The sequence below is a fragment of the Avibacterium sp. 20-132 genome, from assembly GCF_023611925.1.
GTDB lineage: Bacteria > Pseudomonadota > Gammaproteobacteria > Enterobacterales > Pasteurellaceae > Avibacterium.
The window spans coordinates 300,804-313,817 of the sequence record NZ_CP091456.1 but is presented as its reverse complement, the minus strand read 5'-3'; the positions used below and the strand labels follow the sequence as shown (position 1 = coordinate 313,817).

Genomic DNA, 13,014 nt, shown 5'->3' with positions numbered 1-13,014 from the left:
TTGGAATGAGGAAAAGCAATTTAGCAGGGGACGCTTTTCTTTGCTTATTTTCTTCTGCGGAAACAAGAGAAAGTAAATCGCTCAACGCGCGAAACACGTTATATCAACAAAGAAAAACACAGTCAGCCAAATAACTAAATATAATCAAAAAAACATTTATAAAAAACCTTAACCACGGAGATCTTGATGCCCACAATCACTAATATGCCACTTGCTAGCGTTGTGATCTTTCTCGCAATTGCTGTACTCTTGTTTATCCACAATAAAATCCGTATGGACGTCATTGCCCTATTAGTGATGCTCGCTTTTTGCTTAAGTGGTATTTTAACGGTGCAAGAAGTATTTGCAGGGTTTAGCGATCCAAATATTATTTTGATTGCATTACTTTTTATTGTTGGTGAAGCATTAGTCAGAACGGGCGTGGCGTATCAAGTCAGCGAGTGGTTGATGAAAGCGGCCAAAAATAGCGAAACTCGTGTGTTGATCTTAGTAATGTTAGCGGTAACTGGGTTAGGATCTTTTATGAGTTCCGTTGGTATTGTGGCGATTTTTATTCCTGTGGTGTTAGTGATTTGTCAGCAAATGAATATTTCCCCAAAACGTCTTATGATGCCTCTCAGTATGGCAGGGCTAATTAGTGGAATGATGACCTTAATCGCCACTGCCCCTAACTTGGTGATTAATGCCGAATTAATAAACTTGACCCACCAACGCTTTAATTTTTTCTCTTTTACACCGATTGGTATTGTGATTTTATTATTAGGCATTGCCTATATGCTTGTTGCACGTCATTGGTTAGGGACCTCTGAACAGGATGAAGAGGAAGGAGGAAGTCGCCATTCTATTCAAGATTTAATTAATGATTACCAACTGCATAACCGCACAAAACGTTTTGTCGTGAAAACAGGCTCGGATTTTATTGGGCAACCGTTGGAATCTTTACACTTACGTTCTAATTATGCATTAAATGTGCTAGCCATCGAGCGTTGGAAACGTTTTCGCCCAAGATTTCTTGCAGATTCATTAGGTAAAATTGAAATTCGTGAAAAAGATATTTTACTGATTGATTGTGCCGATCCTGAGTTAGATATCAATGAATTCTGCCAACAACATCAGTTAGAGCCTACAGAACTTCGCCCTTACTATTTTGAACAACAAGCAAAATTTATGGGAATGGTGGAAATTACCCCTATTCCAGATGGTGATTATCTAGGCAAAACAGTCGCCGATGTCGGTTTTCGTTCCCGTTTTGGTTTAAATGTGGTTGGCATTAAACGGAATAATGAGATTTTGACGGGAAGTTTGATCGAACAGCCATTAAAGATCGGAGATTTGCTGTTGGTGGTAGGATCGTGGAAATTGATCCACGCGATGCGTAATAAAACGAAAAGTTTTTTTGTCTTGGATTACCCCGCAGAAATTGAGCGTGCAGCGCCCGCACAAAGCCAAGCACCCTATGCCATTTTATCTATTGTAACGATGGTAGCATTAATGGTAACAGGGCTTGTACCGAATGTGGTCGCGGCATTAATTGCTTGTTTAATGTTAGCGAAGTTCCGTTGCGTTGATGCGAAAAGTGCTTATGCTTCTATTCATTGGTCGAGCTTAATTTTAATTGTTGGAATGATGCCATTTTCTACCGCACTGCAAAAAACAGGTGGGATAAATTTAATCGTGGAGTTTATGATTAATACCGTAGGCGGAATGGGGAAACATTGGATTTTAATCAGCTTGTTTACGCTTACCGCCGTGATTGGCCTATTTATTTCCAATACGGCGACAGCCATTCTTATGGCGCCTATTGCGATTACTATGGCACAGCATTTACAGCTTTCACCATTACCTTTTGCAATGACGGTGGCGATTGCTTCTTCTGCCGCGTTTATGACCCCTATTTCTTCCCCCGTCAATACGATGGTATTAGGGGCAGCGAAGTATAAGTTTGGTGATTTCGTAAAAATTGGTGTACCCTTTACGTTGTTGATTATGCTGACAAGTGTGTTTTTAATTCCGTTGTTATTTCCATTTTAAGAAGGAGAAATGATGAGTATTTATGATTTAAAGCCTCGATTTCAAAATTTACTGCGACCAAGTGTGATTAAATTGGAACAAAAAGGCGTCACAGCAAATCAAGTTACCCTATTGGCTTGTGCTATTTCAATAATTTTAGGTCTATTTTTGACCGCACTTTCAACCGTAAATTGGTTATTCATTTTGCTTCCGATTTGGCTTTTTATTCGTATGGCATTTAATGCAATTGATGGAATGTTAGCCAGAGAATTTCAGCAAAAATCTCGTTTGGGTGGGTATTTGAATGAAATTACGGATGTGATTTCCGATGCCGCATTATATTTACCCTTTGCTTTTATTTCTCCTTTTGATCCTTTTGTGATTGGAATCATTATTTGGCTTGCTGCACTCACGGAATTTTGTGGGGTATTGGGGCAGATACATGGTAAAACACGCCGTTATGATGGACCTCTAGGCAAAAGTGATCGTGCATTCTTATTTGGTGGATTAGGTTTGATTTATACTTTTATGCCAACATTACCAAGTTGGTTTTATGGTATTGCTTGGCTTGTCGTTATCGGATTAATTTTAACCTGTGTGAAACGTGTAAAAGCGGGGCTTAATGAGGGTGCAAAATCAACACAAGATGATGAAAAGGAAAGTGCGGTGCAATTTCCGACAGAAAATAACGAAGTAGAAACACAGGAGAACAATAATGTTAGCTAAATTGATTGATTTTCTGTTATGCCGTTTAACCTCATTTCTTACCGGAGTACGTCCGGCAAAGAATATTCCCCTGCAATCTGTGGGTAAACCGCGATTGTATTATGCAAACCATAACAGCCACGGCGATTTTATTTTATTTTGGGTTTCTTTGCCTTATGAAGTCAGAAAAAACACCCGTCCAGTTGCGGGAGCTGATTATTGGCAAAAAGGGAGCATTCGTTCTTTTCTGGCGAAAAAAGTATTCAATATGCTCTTGATCGAACGTAATGGCAATGATCCTAAAGCAGTAACAGAGCAAATAAGCCAAGCATTAAAAAAGGATTCGCTGATTATCTTTCCTGAGGGAACGAGAAAAACAGATGATGATATGCTTATTCAGCCTTTTAAAAGCGGGCTATATTATTTGGCTAAAGATAACCCTGATGTAGATTTCATCCCTGTTTGGATAAGTAATACACATAATTTATTACCTAAAGGGTTTGTTGTTCCAGTACCATTATTGTGCGATCTTTATTTAGGTGATCCTATCCATATTCAGCCAGAAGAAGATAAAACACACTTTTTAGCCCGTGCTGAGCAAGCATTAATTAATTTAAACCCAAAATATCAAGGAGAATAAAATGGAAATGTGGCATTTATTCTGGGGACTTATAGGCACCTTGCTTCTTGCTTCTGCAATTGGTTATAGTTTGAAGTGGAAAGTGGGTTTTTCTACTCCCCATACAGTCATTGATAACCTTAATCATCGTATTAATGCCTGGTGGGTAATGATTTTAATTATTTTTGCTGCCGCTTATTTAGGATTTTACGCCGTTTTACTGCTCTTCTTCCTTATCTCATTTACCGCATTACGTGAATTTTTATCCCTTATTGATATTCGGCGTGGTGATCATTTTGCGTTAGTTGCTTGTTTTTATCTGATTTTACCATTGCAATATTATTTCATTGCCATAGACTGGTTTAGTATGTTTACTATTTTTATTCCCGTGTATGGATTTCTATTTTTACCGATTTTATCTGCTTTATTAGGTGAACCATCAAAATTTCTAGACCGCTCAAGTAAAGTGCAATGGGCCGTTATGATTGCTATATTCTGTATTTCTCACATACCCGCCATATTAACCTTGAATATTGAAGGCTTTGAAGGAAAAAGTTTATTGTTAATGATTTTCTTAATTCTTATTGTGCAAGCCAGCGATGTATTACAATATATATGGGGAAAATTATGTGGTAAACATAAAATCGCCCCCACGTTATCACCTTCTAAAACAGTTGAAGGCTTTGTGGGTGGCGTATTTAGTGCCTCAATTTTAGGTGGCTTACTGGCTTGGCTCACCCCATTTACCGTAGTACAAGCGGTATTGATTAGTTTCATTATTTGTCTAATGGGATTTTTAGGTGGATTAGTGATGTCGGCAATGAAACGCAGTATGGGCGTGAAGGACTGGGGAAATATGATTAGTGGACACGGCGGAATGTTGGATCGTATGGATAGCCTTTGTTTTGCAGCCCCTGTCTTTTTCCATATTGTGAGATATTATTGGATTTAATAAAAGAAAAAAGAGGAAAAAATGACCGCACTTTTAAAAATTGGTTTAGTCTCCGTCTCTGACCGAGCATCGCAAGGGGTTTATACGGATCAAGGTATTCCTGAATTAAAGAAATGGCTAGAGCAAGCATTGGTTGAGCCTTTTGAGGTGGAAACCCGTTTAATTCCTGATGAACAGCCTATTATTGAACAGACATTATGTGAATTAGTGGATAAGCATCATTGTCATCTTGTATTAACCACAGGGGGAACCGGCCCTGCTAAACGTGATGTTACCCCTGATGCTACATTGGCAATAGCCGATCGTGAAATGCCGGGATTTGGTGAACAAATGCGCCAAGTGAGCTTGCATTTTGTCCCGACCGCAATTTTATCGCGACAAGTTGGCGTAATTCGTAAAAATAGTTTAATTTTAAACTTGCCAGGGCAACCGAAAGCCATCAAAGAAACCCTTGAGGGAGTGAAAGATGAGCAAGGTAATGTATTAGTGAAAGGCATTTTTTCCGCAGTGCCATATTGTTTACAATTAATTGATGGTATTTATATTGAGACAAAACCTGAAATTATTACCAGTTTTAGACCTAAATCCGCACGACGCGAAAAATAATATTAAGTGAGGTAACTTATGAAAAAAATTGAAGCAATTATCAAACCATTTAAACTCGATGATGTCCGTGAAGCCTTATCAGATATTGGCATTACAGGAATGACAGTAACAGAAGTACGTGGTTTTGGACGACAAAAAGGGCATACCGAGCTTTATCGAGGTGCGGAATATATGGTGGATTTTCTGCCAAAAGTAAAAATGGAAATGGTTATTTCTGATGACGTGGTGGAGCAGTGTATTCAGGCGATTATGGAAACCGCACAAACAGGCAAAATTGGTGATGGTAAAATTTTTGTCTATGACGTAGAGCGCGTAATCCGAATTCGCACGGGTGAGGAAAACGAGGAAGCCGTATAATGGATAAGCGTTTGCCGATCAGCCAATTATTAATGGCATTGTCTGCCTTGGTAGTCATTCTGGCTGGGGTGAAATTGGCAGGGGAAATTGTTGTCCCATTTTTACTTTCCTTATTTATCGCCATTATTTGCTCACCTGTGGTGAAGTTTATGACCAAACGTAAACTACCACATTGGTTGGCGCTAAGTTTACTGTTTTTAATGATTTTGACGGTATTTTTCTTTCTTGTTAGCTTAATTAATAGTACAGCGAGAGAATTTACCCAATCGATCCCTCAATACCGCTTATTACTTTCACAACGACTCAACGATCTTGCGACAATCACGCAAGGTTTACATTTACCCGTGAGAGATTTACAGCAACAAATTATGGATCATTTTGATCCCGCAATGATAATGAACTTTGCCAGCGGATTTTTGCTGAGTTTCTCAGGTGTAGTAACCAACGTATTTGTGCTATTTTTAGTGGTACTGTTTATGTTGTTAGAAGCCCCCACGGCTAAACATAAATTTGCGGTGGCATTTAGCAAACCTAACCAAGTGGCACAATACGAAGGTTATATTGATCGCATTTTGCAAGGCGTAATGGATTATCTTGGTGTGAAAACCTTTACCAGCTTTTTAACGGGCTTAAGCGTATTTATTTTGCTGAAAATTTTTGGCGTGCAATATGTCATTTTGTGGGCAACACTCAGCTTTCTACTTAATTATGTGCCAAATATTGGCTCAATTATTGCAGCCATTCCCATTATTATACAAGCGTTATTACTCAATGGCTTTTTCACGGGAATTGGCGTTACCATTGGGGTTATCAGCCTAAATATGATCATCGGCAATGTGCTTGAACCAAGAATGATGGGAAAAACTCTCGGACTTTCTACTCTTGTCGTGTTTCTCTCCCTTTTATTCTGGGGCTGGTTGCTCGGCTCAGTGGGAATGTTTCTTTCTGTTCCCCTCACAATGGTACTAAAAATCGCCCTCGAAGCCAGCCCAGATACAGTCAAATATGCTGCATTACTTGGGGAAACGAAGTAATTTGACTAAATATTTTATAGGTTATCAATATGAATGATGCTAAGAAAATTTTTAATAAAGGATTAAATTTTTATAAAAATAAAAATTTAGAAGCTGCAATAGATACTTGGTCAAGTATCACTCGTGGAGATGATAAGGAAGCTTATGCACTGAGTCGTTTTAATTTAGGTAATTTATATCAAGAAACTAATGAAAAAGATGAAGCAATAAAGGCTTGGTCAAGTATCACTCGTGAAGATGATAAGGAAGCTTATGCATGGAGTCGTTTTAATTTAGGTAATTTATATAAAGAAACTAATGACAAAGATGAAGCAATAAAGGCTTGGTCAAGTATCACTCGTGAAGATGATAAGGAAGCTTATGCAATGAGTCGTTTTAATTTAGGGGCTTTATATAAAAATAATAATGAGAATAAAAAAGCAATAGAGACTTGGTCAAGTATCACTCGTGAAGATGATAAGGAAGCTTATGCAAGGAGTCGTTTTAATTTAGGTAATTTATATAAAGAAACTAATGAAAAAGATGAAGCAATAAAGGCTTGGTCAAGTATCACTCGTGAAGATGATAAGCAAATATTCGCGAGGAGTCGTTTTTATTTAGGTAAATTATATAAAGAAACTAATAAAAAAGATGAAGCAATAAAGGCTTGGTCAAGTATCACTCGTGAAGATGATAAGAAAATATTCGCGAGGAGTCGTTTTTATTTAGGTAAATTAAATAAAGAAACTAATAAAAAAGATGAAGCAATAAAGGCTTGGTCAAGTATCACTCGTAAAGATGATAAGGAAGCTTATGCAGTGAGTCGTTTTTATTTAGGGGATTTATATAAAAATAATAATGAGAATAAAAAAGCAATAGAGACTTGGTCAAGTATCACTCGTAAAGATGATAAGGAAGCTTATGCAATGAGTCTTTTTTATTTAGGGGATTTATATAAAAATAATAATGAGAATAAAAAAGCAATAGAGACTTGGTCAAGTATCACTCGTAAAGATGATAAGAAAGCTTATGCAGTGAGTCGTTTTTATTTAGGTAATTTATATAAAGAAACTAATGAAAAAGATGAAGCAATAAGGGCTTGGAAAAACATAAATTGTGATGACTACCAAGAGGCTTATATTAGAGCTCAATTCTATCTTGGGAAACTATATCAAGAAAATAAGAAATATAAAAAAGCAAAAAAATGTTATAAAAATGTAATTAAACTTGGGAATAGTGCGTTTATTTATCAAGCTAATATACTTTTAAGAGTTCTAGAAATAAGTTCTAGTAATAATAAAAAGAACCTGAAAGACTTATTTGAAAAAATAGATTCGATACTTCAAAATTTGTTTGTATATCCAAATAGGGGGTTAGCAGATTGTTCAGAAGTTGCTCATTATACTCGTGCTTCGACAGCACTTCTTTTATTGGAAAGAGATAAGGAAAAAGTTAGTCATTTTCGATTAAATTCAATTAGAGGGGTAAATGATCCAAAAGAAGGAGTGCTACTATCTGAATATTTAAATTTAGATAATCTCAGTGAGCAGCGAGAGTTTATTTCTTTTATTAGCTGTTTTACTTTTAATCATGATAGCCTTAATCAGTTTAGGCTTTATGGTAAAGAAAATAATAGAGAAGCATCAGGCGTTAGTTTGGTTTTTTATGTGAATAAATTTTTTAGCTCTGAATATTTAGATAGATTTTCATCTTTTTTAACACTGAATAAGAATTTAGAAGCTAGAAATGATATTCCTGAAGAAAATAAGTTACTTCTTTATCGTTGTATTTATATTGATCCTAAAAGTAATTATCTATCTATTGCTAAAAGAAGTAAGATTACTTTCTTTAGGCAGTATAAGGATGGGCGAAATGAATGGAAAAAATATAAAATTGCTTTAAAAAATATAGAAGATAAGGTAAGGGAAGAATTTGAATCAATTAAGGAAACTGTGAAAGAGATTGATGCTAGTGATGATATAGTTAAAGGCTTATTACATGATATATTAATGCCTCTACAGTATTTAGTTAAGCATTATGCTTTTGAAGAAGAACAAGAATGTAGAATGGTAAGCATACGTTCTTTAACAAAAGATCAGAGAATAAACGTTGATGAACAGTTTAATTCTATGTATATAGAATATCCTATTAGCGTTAGAGATGCCGTGGAAAAAGTTTATCTTTCTATTGGTGCTAGAGATAAAGAACATTTTTTCATTAGAAAATTAGGCGATCATAGAAAAGTTGTCCTTTCAGAAAACCCATTCAGACAAAAGTAAACAGTGAAAAATTCCCAAAAATCCCACCGCACTTTGCTTTTTGGATTTTCTGTATTCTCTAAAATTTTTGCGATCTTGATCGCAAAAAAGTGCGGTGGTTTTTTCTTTTATTTTTCTGTTAGCTAAAATAGCGTTCAGGTTAGGCTGAAATTGCTAGATTAATCAAACATAACTCTGTACAATCGCAACTCATTTTTTAAGCGGTAGAAATTTTCTTAATTTATAGCTTACAAACTTATACTGAAAAAGAAAAAAGTTTAGCTATATCAATGCCGTAATGTGTAACAACGAGGCTTTATGTTAGAACAGAATACAATTCAACAAGAAGGCAACCAGCTTTCAGTAGAACCTAAGAAGAAAATTAATTTAATGAATTTAACACGCCAACAAATGCGTGAATTTTTTCAAGAATTAGGGGAAAAACCGTTTCGTGCGGATCAATTAGTCAAATGGATTTACCATTTTGGTGAAGATAATTTTGACAATATGACGAATATTAACAAGAAGTTACGCGAAAAACTAAAAGCGGTAGCAGAAATTAAAGCACCAGAAGTAGCGGTAGAGCAACGTTCCGCAGACGGCACGATCAAATGGGCGATGCAAGTGGGTGATCAGCAGGTTGAAACCGTGTATATTCCCGAAGCTGATCGTGCGACCCTTTGTGTGTCTTCCCAAGTGGGCTGTGCGTTGGCTTGTACTTTTTGTTCCACCGCACAACAAGGGTTTAACCGCAATTTAATCGTGTCTGAAATTATCGGACAAGTGTGGCGTGCCTCAAAAATTATTGGGAATTTTGGGGTAACGGGTGTACGCCCTATCACGAATGTGGTGATGATGGGAATGGGCGAGCCTTTGCTCAATGTGGCAAATGTAGTACCAGCAATGGAAATTATGCTCGATGATTTTGCTTATGGCTTATCAAAACGCCGTGTAACTCTATCTACTTCTGGGGTTGTGCCAGCATTGGATAAATTAAGTGAAATGATTGATGTGGCATTAGCGATTTCTTTGCACGCGCCAAATGATGAATTACGTGATGAAATTGTGCCATTAAACAAAAAATATAATATCAAAACGCTAATTGATTCAGTGAATCGTTACTTATCGGTTTCTAATGCCAATCACGGTAAGGTTACCATTGAGTATGTGATGCTGGATCACGTTAATGACAGTGTAGAACACGCTCATCAGTTAGCAGATGTGTTAAAAAATACGCCTTGTAAGATCAATTTGATCCCTTGGAATCCGTTCCCTGAAGCGCCTTATGCGAAAAGTTCTAACACACGTATTGATCGCTTCCAAAAAACCTTGATGGAATATGGTTTTACGGTGATAGTTCGCAAGACCCGTGGTGATGATATTGATGCCGCCTGTGGACAGTTAGCGGGGGACGTGATTGACCGTACTAAACGTACGGCACAGAAAAAGCGTTTTGGTGAACAAATCAACGCGGTGCAAGTACAATAAACAAAAATAATCAATCGTATCAGCAAAAAAGGAGAGAAAAAATGAAAATACGTTATTGTCTGGTTACGCTTTTTTCTCTCTTGCTGTGTGCTTGCGTTTCCTCGCAGACAAACCAAGAGGATTTCGATAAGCAACAAGCCGCGAAAGCGAGGGTAGAGCTTGCGATTGGCTATTTAGAACAGCGAGAACTCCGTTTAGCCAAACAAAATCTAGATAAGGCTTTGGCTTATGCACCCAACGATTATTTAGTCCATTCTGCATTAGCCTATTTTTATCAATTACAAGGCGATACTGAGCGTGCGGAAAATGCCTATTTAAACGCCTTAAAATTAGAGGCTAAACAAGGCGACCTGTTGAATAATTACGCGGTCTTTCTATGTGAGCAAGGGCGTTTTGCGCAAGCCTATCAACAATTCCAACAAGCCTTAAATTCACCTAATTATTATCAACAAGCGGATACCTACGAAAATCTTGCCCTTTGTGCTTTGGCTGAAAAAAACAGCGCACTTTATCAGCAGTATCGGGACTTATTAGAAAAAGTTGCACCAACACGTGCCAATTCACTGCCCGCAAACGTAATGCAACACTAACGTTTTCTTTTCAAATTGTGAAAATTGAAGGCATTTTTCCTTGATGAGTTGAATAGGCTGATTTTCTTTGTTAATTCGTCAGAAATTCATTGATTAATGGTTGCAAAACCGAGATGACAACTTTAAACTTTAGCTTTTGAATTTTAACGCTGAGTGCCTTGATTTTCGCATTTTGCTAAAGTGTCGCGCTGAGTGAAATCCTACAATTAAATTTTAAGAGAATTCCTTATGGCAACCTCAAATGAGAACCAAGAAACCATTCAACAAAGTTTAGGTGAACATTTTCGCCAAGCGCGAGAAGCATTAAATTTATCGTTAGATGATGTCTCTAAACAACTCAATTTACGTCCTTCAATTTTACAACGTTTGGAAAATAATGAGTTTACACATAGTTCTATTTCAGCAACTTACATCAAAGGCTATATCCGCAATTATGCAAAATATTTACGTTTACCTGAAAGTCTTTGGTCGTCCGTGGTAAATTCCCTTGAGGAAACAACAAAAAATGATTTAACTCGTGGGGTGCGTGCAACTCAAGCAGTGAATGAATATTCTTCACATAATCGTTGGATCGGCTGGGTATCAGCGGTTGTGGTTATCGCTTTATTAGCTGTAACGGCACTTTGGTGGTGGGAAAACTATCAAAAATCGAATGCAGAGCGTGATGATTTAGTGCAAAACTATGTGGAAACACAGCAAGAAAACAGTACGCAAAATAGTGCAACTTCACAAGAAAACGTGATTGCGCTTACACCTAAAGCGATTGATGCTGAAAAAACAGCGCAAAATTCTACCGCACTTTCTCAACCTGTTACGGTAGAGCAAATTGCGCCAGTGGAAGAAAATAACACAAATGCAAAAGCGAGCGTAGAAAATGCGCAGCCACAGGTGGCAGCAGTTCAATCTGTGAGTGCAGAAAATACTTATCGCCAAGTGCAATCTGAAACTTCAGCGCAGCTATTACAATCAGAAATGAATAAAATTAATGCGGGTGAAAATCGCAGTACAATGGAAAGTGCGGTGGAAAATCCCGCTGTTTCTATACCAACTAGTGATGCTGTACTGCGTATTGAAATTACGGGTGCGAGCTGTTGGGTTCGGGTACGTGATGCCAATCGCAAGGTGCTAGCTGAAAAACTTTACAAACAAGGTGAAGTGTTGAATTTTGATCAAAATACCGCTTATGATCTGACAATTGGCGCACCAAGCAACGTAAAAATTACTTATAAAGGCGCGGTTTATCCGCTTAAAGTGGATGGTCGTGTCGCTAAATTCAAATTGCAATAAGCAAAGAGATTACAATGTCGTCATTTAAACCGAATATTAAACGTCGTCAATCGACAAAAATTTATGTGGGTAATGTGCCAGTAGGGGGCGATGCGCCGATTGCTGTGCAGTCTATGACTAATACGCGCACCACCGATGTAGAGGCTACGGTAGCACAAATCAAAGCGCTTGAACGTGTAGGCGCAGATATCGTGCGTGTTTCTGTGCCAACAATGGATGCAGCCGAAGCCTTCAAATTGATTAAGCAACAAGTGAATGTGCCATTAGTGGCGGATATTCATTTTGATTATCGTATTGCCTTAAAAGTAGCAGAATATGGCGTGGATTGTTTGCGTATTAACCCGGGTAATATTGGACGCGAAGATCGCATTCGTGCGGTAGTGGACTGTGCAAAAGATAAAAATATTCCAATTCGTATCGGGGTGAACGCAGGCTCATTAGAACGTGATATTCAAGAGAAATTTGGCGAGCCTACGCCTGAAGCGTTGCTTGAAAGTGCGTTACGTCACGTTGAAATTCTAGATCGTCTGAATTTTGATCAGTTCAAGGTGAGCGTTAAAGCATCCGATGTATTCCTTGCCGTGGAAAGCTATCGCTTACTAGCGAAAGCCATCAAGCAACCATTACATTTAGGGATCACTGAAGCGGGTGGCGCGAGAGCTGGCGCAGTAAAATCAGCAGTAGGATTGGGAATGCTCTTGGCGGAAGGCATTGGTGATACGTTGCGCGTTTCTTTAGCCGCTGATCCAGTAGAAGAAATTAAAGTCGGATTTGATATTTTGAAGTCCTTACGTATTCGTTCACGTGGTATTAATTTTATTGCTTGCCCAACCTGTTCCCGTCAAGAATTTGACGTTATTGGCACAGTAAATGCCCTTGAACAACGCCTTGAAGATATTATTACGCCAATGGACGTGTCTATTATTGGCTGTGTGGTTAATGGACCGGGGGAGGCGCTTGTGTCTGATTTGGGCGTAACTGGCGGTAATAAGAAAAGCGGTTATTATGTTGATGGTGAACGCCAAAAAGAACGTTTTGATAACGAAGATTTAATTAACCAATTAGAAGCAAAGATCCGTGCCAAAGTTGCACAGCAAGATCCCAAAAATCGAATTATTTAAGGAAAATA

12 protein-coding genes are annotated in these 13,014 nt (G+C 37.8%); all 12 read left to right on the top strand.

Annotated features, from left to right (window positions below):
- Positions 1-186: 186 nt before the first annotated feature.
- The 12 genes from L4F93_RS01380 (at position 187) to ispG (ending at position 13,006) form a co-directional block, all read left to right on the top strand.
- Positions 187-2,031: an SLC13 family permease gene (locus L4F93_RS01380; protein ID WP_250350776.1), complete on the top strand. Its 1,845-nt coding sequence runs from the start codon at positions 187-189 to the stop codon at positions 2,029-2,031.
- A 12-nt stretch (positions 2,032-2,043) separates the two neighbouring features.
- Positions 2,044-2,736 (top strand): CDP-alcohol phosphatidyltransferase family protein, encoded by a 693-nt coding sequence (locus tag L4F93_RS01375; RefSeq protein ID WP_250351591.1) that lies wholly within the window; start codon positions 2,044-2,046, stop codon positions 2,734-2,736.
- A complete protein-coding gene (locus tag L4F93_RS01370; protein ID WP_250350775.1) occupies positions 2,726-3,355 on the top strand; it encodes a lysophospholipid acyltransferase family protein in 630 nt (209 codons plus the stop codon). The genes L4F93_RS01375 and L4F93_RS01370 overlap by 11 nt, the downstream gene beginning before the upstream one ends.
- Position 3,356: 1 nt before the next feature.
- Positions 3,357-4,286, top strand: coding sequence for a phosphatidate cytidylyltransferase (locus L4F93_RS01365; protein ID WP_250350774.1), 930 nt, complete (start codon positions 3,357-3,359; stop codon positions 4,284-4,286).
- A 21-nt stretch (positions 4,287-4,307) separates the two neighbouring features.
- Positions 4,308-4,892, top strand: a complete 585-nt coding sequence (mog, locus tag L4F93_RS01360; RefSeq protein ID WP_250350773.1) for a molybdopterin adenylyltransferase — start codon at positions 4,308-4,310, stop codon at positions 4,890-4,892.
- Between the two features lie 18 nt (positions 4,893-4,910).
- Positions 4,911-5,249 (top strand): nitrogen regulatory protein P-II, encoded by a 339-nt coding sequence (glnB, locus tag L4F93_RS01355; protein ID WP_250350772.1) that lies wholly within the window; start codon positions 4,911-4,913, stop codon positions 5,247-5,249.
- Positions 5,249-6,283, top strand: coding sequence for an AI-2E family transporter (locus L4F93_RS01350; protein WP_250350771.1), 1,035 nt, complete (start codon positions 5,249-5,251; stop codon positions 6,281-6,283). Before glnB ends, L4F93_RS01350 begins: the two co-directional genes overlap by 1 nt.
- A gap of 29 nt (positions 6,284-6,312) precedes the next feature.
- Entirely contained in the window at positions 6,313-8,541 is a 2,229-nt protein-coding gene (locus L4F93_RS01345; protein WP_250350770.1) for a tetratricopeptide repeat protein, read from the top strand.
- 297 nt (positions 8,542-8,838) lie between these two features.
- Complete coding sequence (locus L4F93_RS01340) at positions 8,839-10,008, top strand: bifunctional tRNA (adenosine(37)-C2)-methyltransferase TrmG/ribosomal RNA large subunit methyltransferase RlmN (RefSeq protein ID WP_250350769.1); 1,170 nt, start codon at positions 8,839-8,841, stop codon at positions 10,006-10,008.
- 41 nt (positions 10,009-10,049) lie between these two features.
- Positions 10,050-10,598 (top strand): type IV pilus biogenesis/stability protein PilW, encoded by a 549-nt coding sequence (gene pilW, locus L4F93_RS01335; protein WP_250350768.1) that lies wholly within the window; start codon positions 10,050-10,052, stop codon positions 10,596-10,598.
- A 228-nt stretch (positions 10,599-10,826) separates the two neighbouring features.
- The gene (locus tag L4F93_RS01330) at positions 10,827-11,885 is read left to right on the top strand and encodes a RodZ domain-containing protein (protein WP_250350767.1); all 1,059 of its coding nucleotides are present in this window, start codon (positions 10,827-10,829) and stop codon (positions 11,883-11,885) included.
- Between the two features lie 14 nt (positions 11,886-11,899).
- Complete coding sequence (ispG, locus tag L4F93_RS01325) at positions 11,900-13,006, top strand: flavodoxin-dependent (E)-4-hydroxy-3-methylbut-2-enyl-diphosphate synthase (RefSeq protein ID WP_250350766.1); 1,107 nt, start codon at positions 11,900-11,902, stop codon at positions 13,004-13,006.
- The last annotated feature ends 8 nt before the right edge of the window (positions 13,007-13,014 follow it).